Here is a 23,365-nt window from a genome sequence, read left to right on the forward strand (position 1 = left end):
CGCATTGGGCCGCGCATTGGGCCGCGCATTGGGCCGCGCACCGGGAGGGAAGGCCCTCGCCGCCGCCGCCTCGCTCGCCGGCCTCCTCGCGGCCTCGCCTGGCTGCGATCGCGGCGGCGCCCCGCCGGGCGCGGACGCCGATCTCGACGCCGCCCCGCCCTGGGACGTGAGCCAGAACGAGCCGGAGCCGCGCCCCGGCATGGCGTGGATCCCGAAGGGCGTGCTCATCGCGGGCACGCCGCCGGACCGGCTGCCGCGCATCGCCGACGAGGAGATGGCGGGCGCGCAGGTCGTGATGCACGGCTTCTACATCGACATCTTCTCGTACCCCAACGAGGTCGGCGCGATCCCGACCACGAACATCGCGCAGGACGAGGCGCGCGCGCTGTGCGAGGCGCAGGGCAAGCGCCTCTGCACGGAGCTCGAGATCGAGCGGGCCTGCAAGGGGCCGGACAACACCACGTACGAGTACGGCGACACGTACAAGGCGCCGGTCTGCGCGACCGGGCAGAGCCGGGTCCTGACGCCCAACGGGGTGAACGCCGGGTGCGTGAGCGCGTTCGGGGTGCACGATCTCCATGGCGGCGTATGGACCTGGACATCGAGCCAGTGGCAGCGGGACAGCGGCAAGCCGGGGCTCGTCACGCTGCGCGGAGGCAACGGGCCGGCGGGCGAGCTCGTCGGGCGATGCGCCCACGGGCGCGGCGCCAAGCCGGACACGCGCCGCCCCGAGGTCGGCGTCCGCTGCTGTGCCGGCGAGGTGAACAGCTTCGAGGTGGTGCTCGATGTGACGCGCGATCGTCCGCTCCGGCTGGAGCCGCTGGTCGACCCGCGCGCGGCGGCGCAGCTCGCAGAGCTCGCGCCGGAGGAGGCGCGCAACGCGCCCCGGGCCGGGTCGGCCGCGGGGGCGTTCAGCGTGGAGCGCACGTGGACCTGGCACCCCCGGGGCAACGAGGAGCTCGTGCTCGGCGGCGGCTGCGCGCGGCCGGCCGGGGTGAACGGGGCGCCGCGCAGCCGCGCCAAGCGCGCGAAGCGGGCGCGCCCGGGCGACGGGACGACGTGCGGGCTCCTCGTCGCCCGGATGCGCATGAGCGCGCCGGCGCTGCTCGCGTTCGTCCCGTCGGATCTCTGGGAGCCAACGATCGGCGAGACGGACTCGCCGCGCGAGCTCTTCCTGTACGGCGGCGATGCGCTGGGCGCCTTCCGCCGCCGAATCACCTACGAGTGGGGCAAGATCGGCGTCGCCGACAAGGAGCGCAAGCGCAAGCACAAGGGGCGCCGCGGGCTCTCGTACGACTGAGGCCCCTCGGCCTCCGCGGAGCGCGCCGGGGCTCGCGGTCGCAACGCGGTCGCAACGGCTGGCGCTGGCGCGCGGCGGCACCACATTCCGGCGGCGCGTCCGGCCCATGGCACATTCGCCTTGCGCCCGGGCGCCTGGAAGGGCAGCGCTAGCAGCGCGCGTCGCCGCCCCGCGCCGTCCGCGCGCTCCCTCCGATGACCAGCCCGAACGACCCCGAACCGCGCGACGCGCCGAGCAAGCGTCCGGACGATCCCGCGCGGCGGCGCGCGGCTGCGCGGCGCTCGCTGCGCGCAGCCGTCGCGCTCGGCTGCGCGCGGCTCCGCGGCGCGCGCGGCGGGCGGCTCGGCCTCGCCATGGCGGCGCTCATCTCGCTCGGGTGCGGCGTCACGGCGCTCGTGCTCCGGCTGGACGACGGGACGACCTCGCTGGAGGGGCTGCTCGGATCCGCGGCGCGCGGGCTCGCGTGGGCGGCCGCTGGCCCCATCGCCCTCGCGGCGGCGCACGATCGCCCGGGGGCCGACCGCCGCGACGGCATCGAGGCGCTCGCCGCCGCGCGGGGGATCTCGCGGACCTCGCTCCACGGCGTGCGCAGCCTCGCCGCGATGCTCGAGGTCGCGCGCGTCGTCGCGCTCCCGCTGGCCGCGCTCTCGGTGCTCGCGGCGCTCCTCTCCGGCTCGCTGCTGCTCGGCCTCCAGCACCTCGCGTTCGGCGCCGCGCTCGCCCTGTTCGGCGTGGTCTCCGGTGTGACGCTCGGCGGCCTCGCCGCGGCGAGCGGCCGCGTCGCCGGGGCGCGAGGACGCGCCCTGTTCCTGGCGCTGACCCTCGTCCCGTGGGGGCTCGCCGATCTCGCCGGCGACTCGAGGTGGTCGATCCCGGGAGCGCTCGGCGCGTTCCTCTCCTTTGCGGCCCGCTCGGCGGGAGGCCCTGCAGGATGAGCCCGGACGCGCCCGTCGTGGTGCTCGAGGGCGTGCGCGCGCGCGACGGCGCCGGCGAGGAAGGGCGCCCTCGCGGGGGCCTCTCTGGCCTGTCGTTGGCGCTCGGCCCGGGCGTGCACGCGGTGCTCGGCGCCCCGGAGGACGGGACGCTCGCCCTCGCGGAGGTGCTCGCAGGGCGCGCGGCGCCCCTCGCCGGCCGCGTCCTCGTGGCGGGGCGCGACCCGCGCCGGAGCGCGGCGACGCGGGCGCAGATCGGCGTCCTTGCCGCCACGCCGGAGCTGCCCGACGGCGCGTCGGTGGCGTCCTGGATATCGGTCGCGCTCCGGGCCCGCGGCGCGCCCGCGATCGGCGCCGCGGCGCTCCTCGAGCCGCTCGGCGTAGCGCCGCTCCTCGCCCGCCGCGCCGCCTCGCTGAGCTTCTCCGAGGCCCGGGCGGTCGAGCTGTCGCTTGCCCTCGGGGTGCCGCGGCCGCTCCTGCTCTGCCTCGTCGAGCCGTTCGCCGACGTCGCCGTGCCGTCTCCGGAGCCGGTCCGAGAGCGCCTGCGCGCCCTCGCGGCAGCTGGCGCCTGCGTCGTGCTCGTCACGTCCTCGACCGTCGACGCGAGCGCCCTCGCCGACCGCATCCACGTGCTCGATCGCGGCGTCATCGCGCGAACCGAGCCCGGCGCCGGCGAGCGCCTCGCCGCCGCCCCGGGCGCGGCCCCACCGGATGCGGGCCGGCCCGAGGTCGAGATCCACGTGCTCGTCCACGAGCGGGCGCCCGGCGCGCCCGGCGCTCGCGCGCTCGCCGCGGCGCTCGCGAGCGCTCCCGCCGTGCGCGCGGGCGCATGGGAGCAGGGGCCGGCGGAGGCGTCGTCGACGCTGCGGATCCGGGCCGCGGACAGGGATGCGGCCGCGCTCGCGATCCTGGATGCGGCCGCGAGGGAGGACGTCACGCTCATCGCGATCTCCTCGCCGCCCCCGTCGATGCACGACGTGCGGGCGGCGACCGCGCTGCATCTGGCCGCCGTTCGCTCGCGCCGGCCCTTCGGCGCACCTGCGATCGAGGGCGCTGCCCCGCTGCCGGGCGCGCCCCAGGGGCCGTTCGCCGTGGCGGCCTTCGACGCACCGGCGCCGCCCGCCCCGGCAGCGCCGCCCAGCCGGCCGTCGGACGGTCCGCCCGCGCCCGCTGGCGAGCCGCTGTCGGCGCCCGGCGATGCCGCTCTCGGCGGACGGATCGGGGCCGACTCGCCGGGGGCCGACGGTTCGCCGCGCGCCACGGAGACAGGACGCCACGATGGTGGGTGAGAGCGCATCGAGCGCCGCTGCGCGGCCGCTGCCTCCCGCGGAAGGGGGGGCCGAGCGGGGCGGGCCCGCGCTGACGGCCGTCCGCCTCGGGATGGAGATGACCCTGAGCCGCCTCCGCGCGCGGCGTCCGCTGCTGGCGTTCGGGCTCGGCGCCGCGCTCGCGCTCGCGGCCGCGGTCATCGAGGTCGCGTTCGGGTCTTCCGGGGCCGTGGACCGGGCGCTGCTCTCCACGTTCCGCCTCGTCACGCCGCTCACGATCTTCGCCCTCGCCGCCGACGCCGCCGATCGCACAACGCTGCGCGACGCGGCCTGGCCGGTGGCCCGCTTCGGCGCCCCGTCCCACCATGTCGCGCTCGGCATCGCCCTGGCCACGGCCCTCGCTTCCGCCCTCGTGGGAGCGCTGCTCGCCGCCGTCGTCGTCGCTGTCGCCCATGGTCCCGGCGCTGCGCCATTCGTCCGAGACATGCTCGTCAGTGGGTGGATCGGCGCGCTCACCGGAGCCGCCTACGCTGGCTGGTTCTCGCTCGGCGCGACCTTTTTCCGGCGCGGCGTCGGTCGCTTCGTGCCGCTCGCGGTCGATCTCCTGCTCGGTGGCTCGGCCGGGGTGATCGGCGCACTGTTGCCCCGGGGCAACGCCGTCAACCTCCTCGGCGGCCCGTCGCCGCTCGGGCTCGGGCAGCCCGCGAGCGCCGCCCTGCTCGCGTCGAGCGCCCTCGTCCTCGCGCTCGCCGCGGCGGCGCGCTGCAGGGAATAGCGCGCGGGCCGGGGCGGCGGGGCTCAGCTCGCCTTGCCCCGACCGGCTGCTTGACGCTCACGGCGATGGCGTGAGCGGCGCAAGAGGGATGGCTTCATCCGCTCGTTCACGTACTCTTCGGGGAATGACTCAGGAGCACGGGGACGACGAGGCCACCAAGGCGGTCAACGCGCCTCGATCGGTCCTGCTCGTCGGCTCGTCCGAGGCGCTGGCGGCGCGCTGCAGGGGGATGTGCCTGCGGGCTCGCGTCATGCTCATCGTCGAGAGCGACCTCGCGGCGCTGACGAACACGGCCGTGGAGCGGAAGCCGCTCGCGCTCTTGTTCCCCGACGATATCTACGCCTTCGACAGCGCGGAGTTCGACGCTCTGGCGCGCGACATCCAGGCCGCGGTGGTGACCCTCGAGCCGGGCGTCACGGACGAGGTCATCGAGGCGCGGCTCGCGGAGGCGCTGCTCCGGGCCGAGCTCCTCCGGCAGCCCGAGCCGTCGTCGAGCCGCTACGTGCTCGTGCCCGACGGCCCCCGCCGCTCCAAGCGCCGCTGATCGGCGCGCCCCCTGCATGGTGAAGACGAAAAGGAGCTCCATCCGATGAGCGAGCTGCACCTCGATCCGAACGCGTCCCGCCTGACGATCCACACCCGCGCCGCAGGGATGCTCGCGCGCCTGGCGCACGACCTCGAGATCACGGCGTCCGAGCTGCGCGGTCGGGCGCGGCTCGACGGCGAGTCATGGACCGCCGAGCTCGAGGTCCCCGTGGCCAGGCTCTCCGTCGCGGGGGTCCTGCGCGGCGATCGCGTCGATCCCGACGCGCTCTCCGCGGGAGATCGCGGCGACATCGAGCGGCGCCTGCGCGGCGAGGTGCTCGCGGGGACCGAGATCGTGGCGGTGCGCGCCTCCGGGGCCACGCGCGACCGCGCCGAGGTGCGCGTCCAGGTCGCCTCGGGGAGCGCCGCGCTGGTGGCGCGGCTCTCCTCGCGCGATCGCGGCGACGGAGCGATCGGGGTGACGGGCACCTGTCAGCTGTCGATGGCCGCGCTCGGCGTGCGCGAGGTCAAGGGGCCGCTCGGCGCCTTCAAGGTGCGGGACGAGCTCGACGTCCTCTTCGATCTCACTCTGCATCCGGCGGGCTAGGCGGCTCGGACGGGAGCTCGGGCGCCGCTTCGCCGCGCGGGCAGGCGCCGTGGACCTGGTAGGGCTTGCCGGCGAGCCGCTTCGCGAGCGAGGCCCCGCGCCAGGCGACGTACGCCTTGTTGAAGTCGAGCAGCTGGTCGGGGGCGAAGTACGGGTTCTTCGTCTTGCCCAGCGTGACCAGCGTGAGCACCTGCTCCGCCACGCTCACGGGGCAGCCCTCGAGCCGGAGGGTGGTCTCGTTCCGGGCCATCGCGAGCTTGGTCGTCACCTTCACCATCTTCGCGAGGATGTCGTCGTGCTTCGCGGTGTAAGGGTCCCGCGCGCTCCGCTCGCGGTACAGGCTCTCGATGCTGACCAGCTGATCGCCGATCTTCCCTTTGTACGTCGCGCAGTCGCCGATGAAGATCACCTTCTCGCCCGGCTTCGCGTCGATGGGGCCGTCGTAGGCGCCGAACACGACGTGCATCCGCGGCATCTTCGCGTCGCACTCCTTGTCGTACTCGCGCAGGATCTCGATCGCCTCCTCGATGGCCCCTGGACAGCCGCCCCAGCAGTAGTCGGTGCGCTCGGGCTCGGGCGGAGAGCCCGCGTAGGCCGTGATGTTCGTGCCCTCGAAGTACTTCTCGACGCGGACGAGGCCCACCTTGAACCCCTTGGCCTTGTGCTTCGCCTCCTCGAGCGTCACGTCCCCCGCGATCTCGATGTCGCCGGGATCCATCGGGCCGAAGCCGCGCTCCGACGCCAGGCGGATGTGCTCGACGCTCCTCGGATCGACGCCGATGATCTGGCAGCAGACCGAGTCGAACGCGACCTGGTTGTTCCCCATGATGATGAGGCCCAGGTCGAACGGCGAGGGCGTGAGCATCCGGCCCTCGCCGGCGGTGATGGCGTCGATCGCGATGAACTGCGGCTGCACGATGTACTGGAGGTCGGCGACCTTCTCGTTCAGCCGGTGATCGTGATCGATGAGCCTGTGCCGATCGTCCTGGATCCCGATGTAGTTCTTCATCGAGAAGGTCACGGTGGTCCAGGGGTGCGATTTGAACTTGGGGCAGTTCACGAAGAAGTCGGCCTTCGCGACGGGCTCCGGCGTGAACACGTAGTCGCGCAGCCGGCCCTCGTGCGTGAGCGGGATCTCGACCTGCTGCTCTTCCTCGAAGTGGTAGTGCTTGACCCCGGTCCGGCGGAACATCGGGTAATAGCCGGCGCTCTCGTACGTCATGCGGGTCGGGAGCGTGATGCCGCACCGCTCCCCGACGGCGAGCTCTCTCACGCGCCCGTCGTCGCGATCCTTGAGCGCGCCGATCACCCCCTCGACGAACTCGGGCCGCGTGTACGCGTGCGGAAAGTGCGCGCCCGACGCGACGACGTTGGGCTTGATGAGCGTCCGGCCATGCGGGCGGAGCGAGAGCTCTTCGAGACCGCTGCGCACGATGCTGCGGATCTTCGCAACGTCATACGTCGAGCAGCGGCGCAGAATTACACGAGGGCGCGACGTAATTTTCATAGAAAGCCAGCGTATGGGTCGCGCTGAGCCATCGCAACTCCGGCCGCCGGACGAGCCACGCCGCGTTGCCGCTGCAGAACGGCGTGGCGTTTGCTGCTGGACGGATCGTCGTGGCTCAGCCCGTGCGTTCGCCGCCGGCGAGCCGCGCCAGCTCGGCGCGGACCTCGCGCGTCGCGTCGATGAGCCGGCCTTCGAGCTCGTAGGTACGCTCACCGGGCGCTGCGCCGTTGGGCTCGGTGGGTGTGCGCAGGCGGCACCGGGCGACCTTCACCCGGATCGCCGTCCCCGTCGCTCGCAGCGAGCCCTCCACGCGCGCTCCGGGCGCCGAGGAGGCGGTCGAGTGGAGCCGCACGCGATCGCCGTCGAGCTCGACGAGCTCCGCCTCGCCGCCCTTGGACCAGGTGAGGTGCGATGTCATTCCGGCCTCCGCAGCCCGGCGCTCCGCCCGCGGGCGGCGCCGCCGCGGGCCCGCTCGATCGCCGCGCGGGCTTCGCGGGCGGCGTCCTTCTCTTTCAGGCTCTCGCGCTTGTCGACGGTCTTCTTCCCCTTCGCGAGGGCGATCTCGACCTTCACGCGGCCGTGCTTGAAGTAGAGGCGGGTCGCGATCACGGTCATGCCCTCCCGCTCCACGCTCTTGCGGATCGTCTCGATCTCGCTCTCGTGCAGCAGCAGCTTGCGCGGGCGCTTCGCCTCGTGCCCGAAGGCGGCGCCGGGCATCACGGGGATGTTGACCCCCTTCAGGAACGCCTCTCCGTTCTCGATGGCGCACCAGCTGTCGGTGAGCTCGGCCGCGCCTTCGCGGAGCATCTTCACCTCGCTGCCGAGCAGCACCAACCCTGCCTCGAACCGATCGTCGAGGGTGTAGTCGAACGTCGCGCGCTTGTTGCGCACGATGAGCTTCTCCCCCTCTCGCTCCTTCTCTTTGCCAGCGCGGCTCACGCGGCCGCATAGCGCGCGCGCCGCCGCCTGTCCACACCGCTTCACGGGGCGGCGCGAGCGGCGCGCGCGCTATGCGGCCGCGTGCCGCTTCGCGCGGCGCGTCCCGTCGCAGTGGCGGCGTCCATCGCTTGACGCCGATCGCCGCCGCTCGTCCAATGGTCCTTTCGCACGACCTGCCGTCGGCCTGGAGGACTCAGTGAATCGCGGACTGCGCTTTTCGGCCTGGCTCGGGGCGATCGTGGTGAGCTCTGCGCTGCTCCCCGCGTGCAGCTGCAGCTGCGGGGTAGCCGCGGACGGCGGCACCGTGGGCGGCGATGGGGGGTGGGGCGGCGACGGGCAAGGCGGCGACGGGCGGGGCGGCGGCGATGGGCAGGGCGGCGGCGGCGCTGGGCAGGGCGGCGGCGCTGGGCAGGGCGGCGACGGGCAGACTCCCAGGCGCCTCGGGGCGACCGAGACGGTGACGGCCGGCGAGGTCGCGAGGAGCTCGCGCTACCGCATGGTGTTCACGCTCGGCCAGCCGACGCAGAACCAGGGCACGTCGAGCTCACCCAAGGTTCGGATGCGAGGAGGGCTCATCGGAGCCAACGGGAGCTTGCCATGACGAGGAGCTGGTGATGCGGACGTCGATGATCGCGCGATGCATGACGGCATCCGCCCTGGCGGCGGGCGCGGTCGTGGGCGCAGGGACCGCGGCTGCGGCGGTTCCGGCGACCATCACCCATCAAGGCCGGCTTTACGACGAGCGCGACGTGCCCATCAGCGCGACGCTCGATGTCGCGTTCGCCCTTTACGACGAGCGCGACGCTTCGACGCCCCTGTGGAGCGAGGTCCACTCGATCACGTTCGAGGACGGCTTCTTCTCGGTGCGCCTCGGCTCGATCGTCCCGTTCGAGGGAGCGATCTTCGACGGCACCGAGCGGTACCTCGGCATCACCGTCGGCGACGATGTCGAGCTGGAGCCACGCGCGACGGTCGCGAGCGTTCCGTATGCGCTGCTCGCCGGCAATGTGAACGGCGACATCACGCCGACCTCGGTCACGGTGAACACCACGAGCGGCAACACGCTGGTGCTCGGCGAGCGTGGGGTCATCGTGAACGGCGTCCTCGTGATCGACGAGAACGGCGAGTGGGTCGGCTCGCCGACGGGGCTTCAGGGACCGCAAGGGCTGCCTGGGCCGATCGGTCCTGCCGGTGTAGCAGGCCCGCCTGGACCGACGGGCCCGGAGGGGAGGGACGGTGCGACCGGCCCTGCGGGTGCTGCGGGTCCGACAGGGCCGGCCGGGCCGCCCGGAGCTGTCGGGCCAACGGGCGCCGCAGGCCCCCCCGGGCCCACGGGGCCGGAAGGCGCGGCTGGCCCTAGAGGGCCGGAGGGCGCAGCAGGGCCCGCAGGCGCGGCAGGGCCCACGGGGCCAGCAGGTCCGATGGGACCAGAGGGCCTGGTGGGTCCGATCGGACCGGAGGGCCCGGCGGGCGCGACCGGACCGGAGGGCCCGATGGGACCAGAGGGGCCGGAGGGCCCGATAGGGCCGGAGGGGCCAATGGGCCCGAGGGGACCAGAAGGCCCTGTGGGCGCGATGGGGCCGGAGGGTCCGATGGGCTCGAGGGGACCAGAAGGCCCGGTGGGCGCGACGGGACCGGAGGGTCCGATGGGCCCGAGGGGACCAGAAGGCCCGGTGGGCGCGACGGGACCGGAGGGTCCGATGGGCCCGAGGGGACCAGAAGGCCCGGTGGGCGCGATGGGACCGGAGGGTCCGATGGGCCCGCTCGGGCCAATGGGCCCGCTCGGGCCAGAGGGGCCGATCGGCCCCATGGGACCAGCGGGCCCTACCGGCCCTACCGGCCCGCAGGGACCAGTGGGCCCAACCGGTCCGCAGGGGCCACGCGGGTTTACCGGCCCTGTTGGTCCGACCGGGCCGCAGGGGGTCGTGCTGACGTTGACGGTCCAGGGCGTCGGTCCGTACTCCTCCCTGCCGGCCGGGAAGCCCGTCGACTTTTTCGGACCGACAGCGTTGGTGGCGGTCTCGTCGACGAGCCAGTCGATCTATGCGACCGCGCATCGGTACCTGGGCACAGACGGCTCGCCCGCGGACACCCTCAAGCTCTACATGTGCTACCAGCGGGTTCGTTCCGGGCCGTCTGGCACGGTGCTCGACGAGGTCCAGGCGGTCGGCCTCGGTATGGCAGGCGGCCGGGTTCCCGCGGAGACCCGCGTCTCCTTCGGGCTCAGCGCCGTCATCACCGGCCTCACCGCGGGCACCTACAACGTCGGGATGTGCGGCCAGACCTTCAGCCCGAACTGGACCAGCAACGACTACGGCTACCTCTCGATCGTCCTCGTCAACGGCTAGCCGCAGCGCCTGCCGGGCGCGCCCGAGCGCCGTGCGGACCCGCCCCCGCGCCCCTCGCCACGTATCCTGATAATTCGACGGCGCAGAACGCAATGCTGCGGCGCGCTCGGTCGGCGCGCCCCCCTCGTACGATCGTCCGCGACGATGGGCTGAAAGGGGGCTAAACACTCGCGGTTTTCACGCGGGCGTGTCCACTCCGGACGGCGTCCCCGCGGGTTCACCCTACCGCGCCTCCTATGCACTCGATCTCTCTCCGCGGCGCCCGCACGCACAACCTCCAGGGCATCGACCTCGATTTCCGGCCCGGCGAGCTCGTGGCCATCGCCGGCGTCTCGGGCGCCGGCAAATCGTCGCTCGCGCTCGACACGCTCTATTCCGAGGGACAGCGCCGGTTCGTCGAGAGCTTCAGCCCGTACGCTCGCCAGTTCCTCGAGCGGCTCGAGCGGCCGCCGATCGACGCGCTCGAGCCGGTGGCGGCCGGCGTCGCCGTCGATCGACGCGCGCCGGTCAAGAGCTCGCGGTCGACCGTCGCCACGATGGCCGACCTCGAGCCGTATTTCTGCGCGCTCTTCGCGCGCGAGGCGGTGCCTGTCTGCCCGTCCTGCGAGGTGCCGGCGGCGCGGACCGACCCGGCGCGCGCGGCCGACCTCGCCGCGAGCGCGCACGAGGGGGCGACCGCGCTCGTCACGTACCCGATCGCGGTCGCCGGGACCGAGCGGTTCCTCGACGTGCGCGAGTCGCTGCTCGCCGCCGGCTACCGGCGCCTCCTCGTCCGCGGCGAGGCGCGCGACATCGACACCGTGGCGCCGTCCGAGGCCATGAGCGGCGTGGACAAGGTCGAGGTCATCGTCGATCGCGTCCGGGTCGCCCCCCGGGAGCGCCGGCGCCTCGGCGCCGCCATCGAGGAGGCGTGGAAGGGCAGCGGGGGCGACGCCTCGCTCCACCTGCAGCGCAAGGCCGACGAGCAGGTCGGCCAGGGGGCGGGGCCCACGCGGCTCCGGCTCGTGCGCGGGCTCGCCTGCCCCTCGTGCGCGCGCGCCTTCGATCCGCCGCGCCCCGGGCTGTTCTCGTACCAGTCCCCGACCGGCGCGTGCCCCTCGTGCCGCGGCTTCGGCCGCACCCTCGGCATCGATTACGACAAGGTGATCCCGGACGCCTCGAAGTCGATCGCGGGCGGCGCGATCCGGCCCTGGAACGGCCGCTCGACGACGTGGGAGCGGAAGCTGCTCCGCGCGTTCTGCGAGCGGAAAGGCATCCGCACCGACAAGCCGTGGCGCGACCTCTCCGACGCGCAGCGCGCGCTCGTGCTCGAGGGGGAGGGCTCATGGACCCAGGGGAAGTACCCCGGCGTGAAGGCCTGGTTCCGCTGGCTCGAGACGCGCACGTACAAGATGCACGTCCGCGTGCTGCTCGCGCGTTACCGCACCTACGACGTGTGCGTCGCGTGCAACGGCAAGCGGCTCTCCCCCGAGTCGCTCCTCTACCGCGTCGGCGGCCTGGATCTCGCCGCGTGGCACGAGCTCGAGCTCCGCGACGCCCGCGCGCGCCTCGAGGCCGAGCGCCCCCAGACGGGCCAGGGGGAGATGGCGCGCCGCGAGCTCATCGCGCGGCTCGGGTACCTCGAGCGGGTCGGGCTGGGCTACCTCTCGCTCGCCCGCCAGGCGCGCACGCTCTCCGGCGGCGAAGCGCAGCGCGTCGCGCTCACCGCGGCGCTCGGCACGTCGCTGACGGGCGCGCTCTTCGTGCTCGACGAGCCGACGGTCGGCCTGCACCCGACGGACATCCCGCCGCTCATCGCGGCCATGCGGGAGCTCGCCGATCGCGGCAACGCCGTGCTCGTCATCGAGCACGAGCCGCTCGTCATCCGGGCGAGCGATCGCGTCGTCGAGCTGGGCCCCGGCGCGGGCAAGCAGGGCGGGCGCGTCACCTTCGACGGCCCGCCCGACGGGCTCGCCGCGCGCGGCCCGCGGGCGCCGGCGCGCGCGGAGCGCCGGGCGCCGAGCGGGAAGATCGCGATCCACGGCGCGCGCGAGAACAACCTCCGCGACGTCACGGTCGACGTGCCGCTCGGCGTCGTCGTGGCGATCACGGGGCCGAGCGGCTCGGGCAAGAGCACCCTGGTGAACGACGTGCTCTACCGGCACGTCGCGAGGGCGCGTGGCTACAAGGACGTCGAGGCGCCCGGCCTGTACAGGCGCATCGAGGGCACGGCCGACATCCGCACCGTCACGCTCGTCGACCAGGCGCCGCTGGGGCGCACCTCGCGGGGCAACCCTGCCACCTACACCGGCGCGTGGAACCGGATCCGCGCGCTCTTCGCCGAGCAACCGGAGGCGTCGGCGCGGGATCTCGGGCCCGGCCACTTCTCGTTCAACGTCGCGCTCGGGCGCTGCGAGGCGTGCGCGGGCGAGGGGAGCGAGACGATCGAGATGCAGTTCCTCGCCGACGTGTCGCTGACCTGCCCGACCTGCAAGGGCAAGCGGTTCCGCGACGAGGTGCTCGAGGTGAAGCTCGACGGCCGCTCGGTCGCCGACGTGCTCGACCTGTCGATCGACGAGGCGTTCGACGTCTTCGTGGCGCAGCCCGCGGTCCGGCGGGCGCTCGCGCCGCTCAAGCAGCTCGGCCTCGGCTACCTCACGCTCGGCCAGCCGCTCTCGACGCTCTCCGGCGGTGAGGCGCAGCGGCTGAAGATCGCGCGCGCGCTCGGCGAGCCCTGCGCGGGCGCGCTCTTCCTCCTCGACGAGCCGAGCGCCGGCCTCCACCCCGCGGAGGTGACGCACCTCAACGCCGCGCTCTCCGTGCTCGTGGCCGAGGGCGCGTCCGTGATCGTCGTCGATCACGATCTCGACGTCATCGCCGCGGCGGATTGGGTCGTAGATCTCGGCCCAGGCGCGGGCAGCGAGGGCGGGAGCATCGTCGCCGAGGGGACGCCCGAGGCGGTGGCCAGGACGGCGACGCGGACCGGCGTCTCGCTGGCGGAGTGGTTCGCGCAGCGGGGCGACGGCGGCGCTCGGCGTCCGCGGCGCGGTACGGCGGCGGCCCCTGCGGCCCCGAAGCCCGGCAAGCGCGGCGGCGGCGCCGCGCGCGCGTCGCTCGACCGGGGGCGGATCGAGGTCGAGGGCGCCCGCGAGCACAACCTCGCCGAGGTCTCGACCGTGATCCCGCACGGCGAGATCGTCGTCGTCACCGGCCCGAGCGGCTCTGGCAAGAGCACGCTCGCGTTCGACGTGGTCTTCGCCGAGGGCCAGCGGCGCTTCCTCGAGACGCTGACCCCCTACGCGCGCCAGTTCCTCCCCACGCTGCCGCGGCCGGACGTCGATCGCGTCACCGGCGTCCCCCCCTCGATCGCGCTCGAGCAGCGCACAACGCGCTCCGGCGCCAACTCGACCGTCGCGACCGTGACCGAGATCGCGCACTACCTGCGGCTGCTCTACGCCAAGGTCGGCGAGGCGCGCTGCCCGGACTGCGACGTGCCGATCGAGGCGCGATCGCCGGACGAGGTCTACCGCTCGCTCGTCTCGACGCGCGGCGCGCGGACGCTCCTCGCCCCCGCCGTGGTGGCGCGCAAGGGGACGTACCTCGACGTCTTCACCGCCGCCGCCCGGGCCGGCATCACCCGCGCGCTCGCCGACGGCGAGCCGTGCGCGACCGACAGCCCTCCTCGCCTCGACAAGCGCCGCGAGCACTCGATCGATCTCGTGATGTACGAGGGGCGCATGGACGGGCTGGATCGCGCCCTCTTCGATCGCGCCCTCTCGTTCGGTCGCGGCGCGGTCAAGCTCGTCGGCGGCCGCGGCGGAGAGCAGCTGCTCTCCACGACGCGCACGTGCCCGCGCTGCGGTGTCGGTGTCCCGGAGCTCGATCCTCGCTGGTTCTCCTTCAACACGAAGCAGGGCCGCTGCGCGTCGTGCGAGGGGACGGGCGCCTCGGACTTCGACGACGACGCGCTCGCGACGCCCGACCCGTGCGAGGACTGCGGCGGCTCGCGCCTCGCGCCGATCCCGCGGGCGGTCCGGCTCGCCGGAGAGCGTTACCACCAGGCGTCGGGCCGGTCCGTCGCGGCCGCGGCCGCGTGGGCGAGGGGGCTACAGTTCACGGGCGATCGCGCGCTGATCGCCGAGGCGCCGCACAAGGAGCTCTGCCGCCGGCTCGACTTCGTCTGCGAGGTGGGCCTCGGCTACCTCACGCTCGATCGGCGCGCGGCCACCCTCTCGGGCGGCGAGATGCAGCGCCTGCGGCTCGCGGCGCAGCTCGGCAGCGGCCTCACCGGGGCGCTGTACGTCCTCGACGAGCCGACCATCGGCCTGCACCCGCGCGACACCGACCGGCTGCTCGGCAACCTCCGGAGGCTCGCCAGCATGGGGAGCACCGTGCTCATGGTGGAGCACGACGCCGACACGATCCGCGCGGCGGATCACCTGATCGACCTCGGCCCCTCGGGCGGTCGCAAAGGCGGCCGGATCGTCGCGGCGGGGCCGTCGCGCGCGGTGCTCGCGAACCCCGAATCGCCGACCGCCCGAGCGCTCGCCGGCGAGGACGCGCTGCTCAGCGCGCGCCCGGCGCGCCCTCAGGTGCGCGAGCAGATCGAGCTCCTCGGCGCCCGCGCGCACAACCTCCAGGGGGACACGCTCCGCATCCCCGCGGGGCGGATGACGGTGATCGCCGGCGTGTCCGGCTCGGGGAAGAGCACGCTGATCCAGAAGGTGCTCTACCCCGCCGCGCGCCGTGCGCTGAAGCTGGAGGCGCCCGAGCCGGGACCGCACAAGGCGCTGCGGCTGCCGAAGGGCATCCTGCGGGCGGTGGCCGTCGATCAGTCGCCCATCGGGCGGACGCCGCGCTCGATCCCCGCGACGTTCCTTGGCGTCTGGGACGAGGTCCGCAAGCTCTACGCTGCCTGCCCCGACGCGCAGGTGCGCGGCTACGGCCCTGCGCGGTTCTCCTTCAACACGGCCTCCGGCGGGCGGTGCCCCGCGTGCGAGGGGCAGGGCGTCATCGCGCACGAGATGTCGTTCTTGCCGGACGTGACCACGCCGTGCGAGGCGTGCGGCGGCGCGCGCTTCGAGCCGGCGACGCTCGACGTGCGCTACCTCGGCCTGTCCGTCGGCGAGCTCCTGGATCTCACCGCGGAGGAGGCTGTCGAGGTCTTCGCGGCCCACCCGAAGATCCGCGCCCCGCTCTCGACGATGTGCGATCTCGGCGTGGGCTATCTCCACATCGGCCAGGGTTCGCACACGCTCTCGGGCGGCGAGGCCCAGCGGCTCAAGCTCGCGGCGGAGCTGACGGCCGGCGCGCGGCCGAAGCCCACGCTCTACGTGCTCGACGAGCCAACGACCGGCTTGCATCTGGCGGACGTGACGCGCCTGGTCCGCGTGCTCGATCGCCTCGTCGAGCGCGGCGACACGCTGGTGATCATCGAGCACCACCCGGCGGTCATCGCGTGCGCGGATCACGTGGTGGAGCTCGGCCCTGAGGGCGGCTCCGGCGGCGGGCGCATCGTGGCGGAGGGCACCCCGCGCGAGGTGGCGCGTCAGCCGACGGCGACGGGCGAGGTGCTGAAGCGGATCTTCGCGAAGGCTACCTGAGCGGGCGCGCCGCGCGAACCGGCGCGCCGTCCCGGGGAGCGCGGCTCAGCCGCCGGCGCGCTTCGCGTACTGGTACGCGGTGTAGGCGGAGACCACGTGGCAGATCCAGCCGAGCCAGCCGCCCGAGCCGATCCACAGGCCGGGGGTGACGATCAGCCAGAAAATGCAGCGCAGGAACGCGCCGTTGTAGAGCTGTCCAACGCCCGGAATAAGGAAAGAAAGCACGGCGGCGGTCCCGGATTTGCTCATGGCATCGGAACCTGATCACCGTGACCGCCCTGTCAAGCGGGCTCGTGCAACCTCGGCACGGACCCGCCGCGCCGCTGCCAGCAGCACAGCGGGCGGCGCAGGACAGCTCAGTGGCTGCCTGGCAGGACGATCCTTCGGCGGCCCGTCGAGGACGTGGAAGGGGTCGGCGCAGGGGTCGTCGCCGTGGCCGTAGGCGCAGGGGTCGTCGCCGTGGCCGTGGGCGCGGGGGTCGTCGCCGTGGCCGTGGGCGCAGGGGTCGTCGCCGTGGCTGTGGGCGCAGGGGTCGTCGCCGTCGGCTTGGGTTGTGTTTGCGCCGTCGGCTTCGGGGCCGCCACGGGGGCCGGCTCCGCCGCGGGCGGCTGCGGCGCGGTCGCCGCGGGTGTGGCGGCCGTCGGCGGGGGAGGCGCCGGATCGCCGGCGACCGACGCAGGCGCTGGGGGCGCCTCGATGGGCGTCAGCGCTGCGGCGTCTTCGGACGACCCTCGGCTGCGGATCACGAAGAAGGCGGTCGTCAGCCCTCCGATGAGCACGAACGCGCCGATCCCGATCAGCGCGAGCGTCGGGCCGGAGCTCTTCGCGCGAGGCCGTGCGGGGATCGGCGCCGGGTACAGCGCGCCGCCACCCGGCGGCTGGGGAGCGCCGCCGGCATGAAACCCCGGCGGTCCGCCGGCCCCAAGGCCACTCGGGGCCCCGAACGGCGAGCCGCCGTACGGGCTGGGAGGTTGGGGCGGCTGCCCGTAAGCGCTCCCAGCTCCAGGAGGGCCGCCGTAATTCGCTGTCGCACCGGGGCCGTACGGGCCGGGTGCTCCGGGTGGCGGCGCGCCGTACGGGCCTGCGGGAGCGCCGTAAGGGCCGGGCGTTCCGGGGGGCGCGCTGTTGGTCCCGCCTTCGACGAGGGTCCGCGGGACGGCTGCGCCAGCGGCGTTCGGATCATGCGGCGCGGTGCCGGGCGGCACGGGAAAGGCGCCCTGCGGCGAGTTGAGCCCTGCGAGCGGAGGCTCGCCGGGCACGGTCTTGCCAGGGCCGTACATGCCGCTCGGGGGCGCAGGCCATCCCGGCGGCGGACCGCTATTCTGGTTGCTCATCGAGATCGCATCCTACCTACCGTACGCGTCGGGCGCGTCAGTTGTTGGGTACGATGATCACGCGTCGTCGAGGCCTGTCCGGCGGCGTGGTGGTGGTCGGGTTCGTCGTCGGCGGGCTCGTCGTTGGCGGGCTCGTCGTGTTCGGCTGGGGGTTGGCCGGCGGCTGTGCGCTGGTCGGCGCGGGGAACGGGAACGGCGGCAGCGTCGACGGGATGACCCAGGGAAGCTGGGGGATGATCGTCGTCCCGCTGGGGCGTGTCGTCGGCGCCGTCGTGGTCGGCGGCGTTCCCGTCGTGCTCGGTGTGGTCGGGGGCTTCGCCGTCGTGGTCGGCCGGGGCGGAGGTTTGGCGACCACGGGCGGCTCAACAGGAGGATGCGTCGCGGCCGGGGGCGTCACGGCGGTGGGCGTCGTCGCGGGCGGGCTGGGATCCGAAGGGACCGTGTTGGCCGGCTGGAGGGTCGGCAGGGCCGGCCCCACGTCGGCCTGCTCCTTCCGGCTCAGCTCGTTGGCGATGTACAGACCGCCGACGACGGCTCCCGTGATCCCCGTGGCGAGCAGCAGGATGGCGAACAGCGAAGTCCCGCGTCGTGCGGGCCGCTGCGCGCCGTGCGCCGACGCGCTCTGCGAGATCCTCGGCAGCGGATCCATCGGCGCCGTCCCAGGGATGTACCCCTGCGCGCCGCCGCCATACGCACCGCCATACCCGGGCGCTGGACCGCCGTTGAATCCGCCGCCCGGGACCCCGCTCCTGTCCATGAACGGCGCGCCTCCGACCGCCGTCCCTCCCGGGCGCGGCGACACATCGAACGGTCCCGGCTCGTGGCTCGTGGCAGGCACCCCCTGGGGGGGAGCGTAGGGGGCGGCGCTCACGGTCGCCGGCTGCGCGATCTGGGGATAGCCCCCTTGGGCGAAGTACGGGCCTGAGGAGGGCTCTGGCCTCGGCGTGAACCCTGGAGCCGACGCCGAGGGACCACGGGCATCCGAGGAGAAGCCGCCCATGGGGGTCGAGGGCCCGAGACCGCCCGGGGCGCCGCTCGACGCGTGCTGCGCGCCGCCGTCCTCCGGCGGAATCGTCTTGGGAACGGAGCTGGTGCGACCGTCCCCCATCGCGTTGGTCGCGGGCGCCGCCGCGGAGGGCGTGAGCATGCCGGGCGCCGCGAGGGCTGCTGCCAGGGCGACCCCGGACGACCGCGCCATGCTGACCTCGGACGGCGCAGGGGTGAGCGCCGACGGGGCGCGGGCGGCTCGGGCGAACGGCTCCAGGGCGCTGCGGAACTCGGCGGTGGTCGCGAAGCGATCCGGCGGCGAGGCCGCCATGGCGCGGTGGACGGCGGCGCAGAGGCCGGGCGCGAGCTCCGGCGCCAGGTCGGAGAGCCGCGAGATCTGGCCCGAGAGGTAGGCCCCCGCGATCTGCTGCGGCTCATCGCCGCCGACCGGCCGGCGGCCGGCCAGCATCTCGAAGATGATGACGCCCAGCGAGAAGATGTCGGCGCGCGCGTCGACGGAGTCCGCGGAGTAGGCCTGCTCGGGCGCCATGTACTCGGGGGTGCCCATGATCACGCCGGGGCGCGTCAACCCGCGATCGAGCTCCCCCGTGACCTTCAGCTTGGCGATGCCGAAGTCGAGCAGCTTGATGAGCGGCTCTCCCTTGGCCGTCTTCGTGATGATCACGTTGTCCGGCTTGAGGTCCCGGTGGACGACGCCAGCGCGATGGGCGGCCTCGACGCCCTCGAGCATCTGCATCGCGTACTCGAGCGCGTCGGGGTACCCGAGACGGACGCCTGCCCGGTAGAGCTCCTCGTAGAGGGTCTGGAGCGTCTTCCCCTCCAGGTACTCCATCACGATGAACGCCAGGCCGGACGCCGTCTGGTCGACGTCGCTGACGCGAACCACGTGCGCGCTCTGGATCTGCGCGGAGACGCGCGCCTCCTGAAGGAAGCGCTGCACGAGGCCGGAGCGGCGGGACAGCTCGGGGTGGAGAAACTTGAGGGCGACCGTCGTCCCCAGCACCTCGTGGCGGGCTTCGTAGACGCTCCCCATGCCGCCATCGCCGATGAGGCGCACGAGTCGGTACTTGTTGTTGATGACCTGGCCTGCCTGCGGACGCATCGATCTCCGTTGAGGGCGCTGGAGTTGCTCGGAGAGTCTCACAGGCTGGTAGACGAACGTCAGCCCCATTTGTGCGACACAGCGTCGCGATGATCGCGATCCGCCCTGCTTTTCGGCGCCGCAAGCCCCATCCATTGCCGCCCGCGTCCCGTCCAGGGCGCCTCTACGGCTGAGGTCGAACGCTTTAGCATGCACGTGCCCCCGCAAGGAGCTGTTGTGACGCGATGCGTTGTCGTGGTTCGTGTGGGCGCGACAGCGCTGATGCGCGCGTGCGGGACCGAGTATACCTGGGAGCGCCGCGTGGGAGCGGCGCCGAGGAGATGCCTGTGCTGGCTGCGCCGTTGCTCGATGCCCTGATCGATCGCTCTCTGGAAGAAGACCTCGCGGGAGGCGATCTCACCACTGAGGCGTGTGTCGAGGCTTCCGCGCGCGCGACCGCGAAGGCGGTCGCGCGCAAGCCGCTCGTCGCGTGCGGGGGCGACGTGTTCCTGCGCGTCTTCCAGCGCCTGGATCGGCAGGTGGAGGGCGAGGTGCTCGTCGCGGACGGCACGGCCGTCGGCGCCGGCACAGTGCTGTGGACGGTGCGTGGCCGCGCGCGCTCGCTCCTCAGCGCGGAGCGCACCGCGCTCAACCTCGCGCAGCGGATGAGCGGCGTCGCCTCCGAGGCGCGTCGCTACGCCGAGGCGATCCCGACCGGGTCGGGCGTGCGGATCACCGACACCCGCAAGACGACGCCCGGTCTCCGCGGGCTGGAGCGCTACGCGGTGCGCGTGGGCGGCGCGCACAACCACCGCGACAGCCTGGGGAGCGCCGTGCTCATCAAGGACAACCACATCGTCGCGGCGGGCGGCATCGCGACCGCCATCGCCCGCGCGCGGGCGCGCGCCCCGCACACGACGAAGGTCGAGGTCGAGGTCGCCTCGCTGCAGGAGCTCGATCAGGCGCTGGCCGCCGGCGCCGACATCATCATGCTCGACAACTTCACGCTGGCCGACGTCAAGGTCGCGTCCGCGCGCGTGCGGTCGGCGCAGCACGGCCGGCCTCTCCTCGAGGTCTCCGGCGGCATCACGCTGGAGCGCATCCCCGAGCTCGTCGCGGCGGGCATCGACGTCATCAGCGTCGGGGCGCTGACGCATTCGGCGCGCGCCGCCGACATCGCGCTGGATCTCTCGCTGTGAGGCGGCTCGACGGCGAGGCGATCGAGCGCGAGCTCTCGCTGCTGGGCGCGTCGTTCGGGAAGCCGCTGGCCGTGGCGGCCGAGACCGCGTCGACGAACGACGACGCGCGGAGCGCGGCCGCGGCCGGCGCGCCGCACGGGGCTGCGTTCCTGGCCGACGCGCAGACGCAGGGTCGGGGGCGCGGCGGGCGCTCCTGGCACTCTCCGCCCGGCGAGAACCTCTACCTGTCGGTGGTGTTGCGCCCGAGCCTGCCGGCGAGCCGCGTGGCCCCCATTGCGCTCGTCATGGGGCTCGCGGTCGCGTCCGTCATCGAGCGGCGGCTCGCGCCTCTTCCGTCCCGCGGCGCGTCGGTCGACGGCTCCGTCGTCGAGGTGCGGCTCAAGTGGCCCAACGACGTGCTCGCCGGGGGCCGCAAGCTGGCGGGGATCCTCGTCGAGGCCCAGCTGCGCGGCGAGTCCGTGAGCAGCGTGATCGTCGGCGTCGGGCTCAACGTCCATGCGTCGAGCTTCCCGCCGGATCTGTCGGCGCGGGCCACGTCGCTCGCGATGCTCGGGATCGACGACGTCCCGCGCGAGCTCCTCGCCGCGGAGCTGCTCCAGGCGATCGGCGACGCGGCGGCGAGGTTCGAGGCAGGAGAGCTCGCGCCCTTCACGGAGGATCTCGCCCGGATGGACTGGCTGCGCGGCCGTCGCGTCGAGGTCGCGGGCGTGGTCGGCGTCGCGGCGGGGATCGATCCGGAGGGACACCTGCTCGTCCGCGGCGCGGACGGCATCCTCCGGGCGGTGGCGGCGGGCGAGGTCAGCGTCATCTCCAGCTGAGCGCCCCGAGCCGCTTGCGTTGCGCGCTCGGCGCGGCCAAAGCTTCCGCCCCACCTCGGGTCGCCGGCGGCGCGGCGCCGCCGAGGCCGACCGAGGCTCCTCGGAGGCGTCGCTTCCTTGAAAGAAGACACCCTCGTCGTCCACGAAATCTACGCCAGCGTGCAGGGCGAATCGACGTTCGCCGGGCTGCCGTGCACCTTCGTCCGGCTCACCGGCTGCAACCTGCGCTGCGCCTGGTGCGACACGGCGCAGGCCTTCTACGGCGGCAAGCGGATCCGCCGCGGCGAGGTCCTGGAGCGCGCGCTGGCCCTCGGCACGCCGCTCGTCGAGCTCACGGGGGGCGAGCCTCTCCTTCAGCCCGGGTCGTTCCCGCTCCTCGCGGAGCTCTGCGACGCGGGCCGGACGGTCCTCGTCGAGACCAGCGGCGAGGCAGACGTGTCGCGCGTCGATCCGCGCGTGCACAAGATCATGGACCTGAAGGCGCCTGGCTCGGGGGAATCCCACCGGAACCGCTGGTCGAACCTGGATCACCTCACGCCGCGCGACGAGATCAAGTTCGTGCTCGCCGATCGGGCGGATTATGCGTGGATGCGGGACACCATCCGCGAGCGGCGCCTCGACGCGCGCGGCGTGACGCTGCTCGCCTCGTGCGTCTGGGGCAAGCTGCCGCCGAAGGAGCTCGTCCAGTGGGTGCTCGACGACGGCCTCCGCGTCCGGGTGCAGGTCCAGCTCCACAAGGTGATCTGGGGAGCGGACGCGCAGGGGGTCTGACCCGCGGGTCACCCCCCGCGCTGCGGCTCGTGGCGGTGAGGGCGGCGTCGTTCTCTCGCAGCCTCAGCCCTCGCCGCGCACAAACCGCTCGAAATCTTCGACGTCGCGGGGCGAGCCGAGGACGAGCGGCACGCGCTCGTGGAGCGACCTCGGGACCCTGTCGAGGATGCGCTCGGCCCCCGTGCTCGCCTTTCCGCCCGCGGCCTCGAAGATGAACGCGAACGGGTTCGCCTCGTAGAGCAGCCGCAGCTTTCCCTGGCCGCCGCGATCGGCGGGGTACGCGAAGATGCCGCCCTTGAGCAGCGTCCGGTGCGCGTCCGCGACCAGCGATCCCACGTAGCGTGCGCCGTATGGCCGCCCCTCGTGCTTGCTGTCCTCCTTGATCCACGCGTTCCAGCGGCGCACGCTCTCCGGCCATCGCGCGCTGTGGCCTTCGTTGATGGAGTATGTCGAGCCGCGCTCGGGGATCCGGATGTTCTCGTGAGAGAGAAAGAACTCTCCCACGGTCGGGTCGTAGGTGAAGCCGTGCACGCCGCCGAGGCCGGTCGTGATAACGAGCAGCGTCGACGAGCCGTAGAGCACATAGCCGGCCGCGACCAGATCGCGGCCGGGGCGAAGGAAATCCGAGGGATCGGCGCCCATCTTGGCGTCGCTCTTCCGGAGCACACCGAAGATCGTGCCGATCGAGATGTTCACGTCGATGTTGGACGAGCCGTCGAGCGGGTCCACGACGACGATGTACTTCGCTCGTGGGTCCGTGGAGAGGAGCCTCATTTCACCGAGCTCCTCGCTCACCACGGCCGCGCAGTGCCCGCGCCTTCCGAGCACGCTGAGCAGCGTCTCGTTGGCGACCTCGTCGAGCTTCTGCACGACCTCGCCCTGGACGTTGGTCTGCCCCGTGTATCCGAGGACGTTGGCGAGGCCAGCCCGCCGGACCTTGGACGTCACGAGCTTCGCCACCAGTCCGAACTGGTTCAGGAGCGAGGTGAACGCCCCTGTCGCCGCGGGGAACCCGAGCATTCCTTCGAGGATGTATGTCTCGAGCGTGATCCCGATGCGTGACGGCGCCTCCGGCGGCTTCCAGCTCAGGTCCCGTTGGTCCGATGAGAGCGACATGATCCCTCCGCGTTGTCGGCGAGGACGTCGCCGCCCCGCCGCGTGCTCGTGCTCGCGTCCGCCGCTGTGGCCCCCCGAGAGCAGACCGGCGCGGTTTCGAGAATTGCGTATCCGATGGCTTCGTACAACATCCTCGGGGCGCTGGACCGCCCGCGCGTCGGGCTCGATACGTTCGTCCAAATCCTCAAGATGCGGGCCTGAGCCCGCTCGCCCGAGCACCCTGACGCAGCGCCGCGGGCATGGCGGGGTGGGTTC

At 73.6% G+C, this 23,365-nt stretch carries 20 protein-coding genes; 13 read left to right on the forward strand and 7 right to left on the reverse strand.

Annotated features, from left to right (window positions below; translation table 11 throughout):
• Nucleotides 1–28 precede the first annotated feature (28 nt).
• The 6 genes from WMF29_RS13770 to WMF29_RS13795 all read left to right on the forward strand — a co-directional run bounded on the left by WMF29_RS13770 (nt 29) and on the right by WMF29_RS13795 (nt 5,407).
• On the forward strand, nt 29–1,300 hold the full coding sequence (locus WMF29_RS13770) for a formylglycine-generating enzyme family protein (protein ID WP_437329260.1): 1,272 nt from the start codon (nt 29–31) through the stop codon (nt 1,298–1,300).
• A 194-nt stretch (nt 1,301–1,494) separates the two neighbouring features.
• Entirely contained in the window at nt 1,495–2,235 is a 741-nt protein-coding gene (locus tag WMF29_RS13775) for a hypothetical protein (protein WP_437329261.1), read from the forward strand.
• Nucleotides 2,232–3,521: an ABC transporter ATP-binding protein gene (locus WMF29_RS13780; RefSeq protein WP_437329262.1), complete on the forward strand. Its 1,290-nt coding sequence runs from the start codon at nt 2,232–2,234 to the stop codon at nt 3,519–3,521. The genes WMF29_RS13775 and WMF29_RS13780 overlap by 4 nt, the downstream gene beginning before the upstream one ends.
• Nucleotides 3,511–4,275 carry a hypothetical protein gene (locus WMF29_RS13785; RefSeq protein WP_437329263.1) on the forward strand — a complete coding sequence of 255 codons (765 nt, stop codon included), beginning with the start codon at nt 3,511–3,513 and terminating at the stop codon, nt 4,273–4,275. Before WMF29_RS13780 ends, WMF29_RS13785 begins: the two co-directional genes overlap by 11 nt.
• Nucleotides 4,276–4,399: 124 nt before the next feature.
• On the forward strand, nt 4,400–4,819 hold the full coding sequence (locus WMF29_RS13790) for a hypothetical protein (RefSeq protein ID WP_272103474.1): 420 nt from the start codon (nt 4,400–4,402) through the stop codon (nt 4,817–4,819).
• A 45-nt stretch (nt 4,820–4,864) separates the two neighbouring features.
• Nucleotides 4,865–5,407 carry a hypothetical protein gene (locus WMF29_RS13795; protein WP_437329264.1) on the forward strand — a complete coding sequence of 181 codons (543 nt, stop codon included), beginning with the start codon at nt 4,865–4,867 and terminating at the stop codon, nt 5,405–5,407.
• Here the strand turns inward: WMF29_RS13795 and WMF29_RS13800 are convergent.
• The 3 genes from WMF29_RS13800 to smpB form a co-directional block, all read right to left on the reverse strand.
• Nucleotides 5,385–6,839, reverse strand: coding sequence for a DUF362 domain-containing protein (locus WMF29_RS13800; protein ID WP_437329265.1), 1,455 nt, complete (start codon nt 6,837–6,839; stop codon nt 5,385–5,387). The two genes, WMF29_RS13795 and WMF29_RS13800, sit on opposite strands and share 23 nt — an antisense overlap.
• A 190-nt stretch (nt 6,840–7,029) precedes the next feature.
• Nucleotides 7,030–7,332: a hypothetical protein gene (locus WMF29_RS13805; RefSeq protein ID WP_437329266.1), complete on the reverse strand. Its 303-nt coding sequence runs from the start codon at nt 7,330–7,332 to the stop codon at nt 7,030–7,032.
• Nucleotides 7,329–7,853: an SsrA-binding protein SmpB gene (gene smpB, locus WMF29_RS13810; protein WP_272103479.1), complete on the reverse strand. Its 525-nt coding sequence runs from the start codon at nt 7,851–7,853 to the stop codon at nt 7,329–7,331. Before smpB ends, WMF29_RS13805 begins: the two co-directional genes overlap by 4 nt.
• A 196-nt stretch (nt 7,854–8,049) precedes the next feature.
• Between smpB and WMF29_RS13815 the strand changes: the two genes are divergently transcribed.
• A complete protein-coding gene (locus WMF29_RS13815) occupies nt 8,050–8,454 on the forward strand; it encodes a hypothetical protein (RefSeq protein WP_437329267.1) in 405 nt (134 codons plus the stop codon).
• 186 nt (nt 8,455–8,640) lie between these two features.
• Here the strand turns inward: WMF29_RS13815 and WMF29_RS13820 are convergent, their stop codons facing one another.
• A complete protein-coding gene (locus WMF29_RS13820; protein ID WP_437329268.1) occupies nt 8,641–8,943 on the reverse strand; it encodes a hypothetical protein in 303 nt (100 codons plus the stop codon).
• A gap of 835 nt (nt 8,944–9,778) precedes the next feature.
• Between WMF29_RS13820 and WMF29_RS13825 the strand changes: the two genes are divergently transcribed.
• On the forward strand, nt 9,779–10,201 hold the full coding sequence (locus WMF29_RS13825) for a hypothetical protein (RefSeq protein WP_437329269.1): 423 nt from the start codon (nt 9,779–9,781) through the stop codon (nt 10,199–10,201).
• A gap of 236 nt (nt 10,202–10,437) precedes the next feature.
• Nucleotides 10,438–15,783: an excinuclease ABC subunit UvrA gene (gene uvrA / locus WMF29_RS13830; RefSeq protein WP_437329270.1), complete on the forward strand. Its 5,346-nt coding sequence runs from the start codon at nt 10,438–10,440 to the stop codon at nt 15,781–15,783.
• A gap of 45 nt (nt 15,784–15,828) precedes the next feature.
• Here the strand turns inward: uvrA and WMF29_RS13835 are convergent, their stop codons facing one another.
• Entirely contained in the window at nt 15,829–16,032 is a 204-nt protein-coding gene (locus tag WMF29_RS13835; protein ID WP_437329271.1) for a hypothetical protein, read from the reverse strand.
• A gap of 183 nt (nt 16,033–16,215) precedes the next feature.
• Here WMF29_RS13835 and WMF29_RS13840 point away from each other — a divergent pair, with 183 nt between their 5' ends.
• Nucleotides 16,216–16,683, forward strand: coding sequence for a hypothetical protein (locus WMF29_RS13840; RefSeq protein WP_437329272.1), 468 nt, complete (start codon nt 16,216–16,218; stop codon nt 16,681–16,683).
• Nucleotides 16,684–17,154: 471 nt separating this feature from the next.
• Here the strand turns inward: WMF29_RS13840 and WMF29_RS13845 are convergent, their stop codons facing one another.
• Nucleotides 17,155–19,227: a protein kinase domain-containing protein gene (locus WMF29_RS13845; protein ID WP_437329273.1), complete on the reverse strand. Its 2,073-nt coding sequence runs from the start codon at nt 19,225–19,227 to the stop codon at nt 17,155–17,157.
• 326 nt (nt 19,228–19,553) lie between these two features.
• Here WMF29_RS13845 and nadC point away from each other — a divergent pair, with 326 nt between their 5' ends.
• The 3 genes from nadC (at nt 19,554) to WMF29_RS13860 (ending at nt 21,994) form a co-directional block, all read left to right on the forward strand.
• Nucleotides 19,554–20,405 (forward strand): carboxylating nicotinate-nucleotide diphosphorylase, encoded by an 852-nt coding sequence (nadC, locus tag WMF29_RS13850; protein WP_437331117.1) that lies wholly within the window; start codon nt 19,554–19,556, stop codon nt 20,403–20,405.
• A complete protein-coding gene (locus tag WMF29_RS13855) occupies nt 20,402–21,223 on the forward strand; it encodes a biotin--[acetyl-CoA-carboxylase] ligase (protein WP_437329274.1) in 822 nt (273 codons plus the stop codon). Before nadC ends, WMF29_RS13855 begins: the two co-directional genes overlap by 4 nt.
• 117 nt (nt 21,224–21,340) lie before the next feature.
• Nucleotides 21,341–21,994, forward strand: a complete 654-nt coding sequence (locus WMF29_RS13860; protein ID WP_437329275.1) for a radical SAM protein — start codon at nt 21,341–21,343, stop codon at nt 21,992–21,994.
• Nucleotides 21,995–22,057: 63 nt separating this feature from the next.
• Here the strand turns inward: WMF29_RS13860 and fbp are convergent, their stop codons facing one another.
• Nucleotides 22,058–23,110 (reverse strand): class 1 fructose-bisphosphatase, encoded by a 1,053-nt coding sequence (gene fbp / locus WMF29_RS13865; RefSeq protein WP_437329276.1) that lies wholly within the window; start codon nt 23,108–23,110, stop codon nt 22,058–22,060.
• Nucleotides 23,111–23,365 lie beyond the last annotated feature (255 nt).

The organism is Sorangium sp. So ce381 (assembly GCF_051473845.1).
Classification (GTDB): domain Bacteria; phylum Myxococcota_A; class Polyangia; order Polyangiales; family Polyangiaceae; genus Sorangium; species Sorangium atrum.

Excerpts from the sequence above, each read along its gene's own strand:
- WMF29_RS13785 (WP_437329263.1), top strand. The coding sequence starts at position 3,511 with ATGGTGGGTGAGAGCGCATCGAGCGCCGCTGCGCGGCCGCTGCCTCCC.
- fbp (WP_437329276.1), bottom strand. The coding sequence starts at position 23,110 with ATGTCGCTCTCATCGGACCAACGGGACCTGAGCTGGAAGCCGCCGGAG.
- WMF29_RS13795 (WP_437329264.1), top strand. The coding sequence starts at position 4,865 with ATGAGCGAGCTGCACCTCGATCCGAACGCGTCCCGCCTGACGATCCAC.
- uvrA (WP_437329270.1), top strand. The coding sequence starts at position 10,438 with ATGCACTCGATCTCTCTCCGCGGCGCCCGCACGCACAACCTCCAGGGC.
- WMF29_RS13820 (WP_437329268.1), bottom strand. The coding sequence starts at position 8,943 with ATGACCCCACGCTCGCCGAGCACCAGCGTGTTGCCGCTCGTGGTGTTC.
- WMF29_RS13775 (WP_437329261.1), top strand. The coding sequence starts at position 1,495 with ATGACCAGCCCGAACGACCCCGAACCGCGCGACGCGCCGAGCAAGCGT.
- WMF29_RS13780 (WP_437329262.1), top strand. The coding sequence starts at position 2,232 with ATGAGCCCGGACGCGCCCGTCGTGGTGCTCGAGGGCGTGCGCGCGCGC.
- WMF29_RS13790 (WP_272103474.1), top strand. The coding sequence starts at position 4,400 with ATGACTCAGGAGCACGGGGACGACGAGGCCACCAAGGCGGTCAACGCG.
- WMF29_RS13805 (WP_437329266.1), bottom strand. The coding sequence starts at position 7,332 with ATGACATCGCACCTCACCTGGTCCAAGGGCGGCGAGGCGGAGCTCGTC.
- WMF29_RS13845 (WP_437329273.1), bottom strand. The coding sequence starts at position 19,227 with ATGCGTCCGCAGGCAGGCCAGGTCATCAACAACAAGTACCGACTCGTG.
- WMF29_RS13835 (WP_437329271.1), bottom strand. The coding sequence starts at position 16,032 with ATGAGCAAATCCGGGACCGCCGCCGTGCTTTCTTTCCTTATTCCGGGC.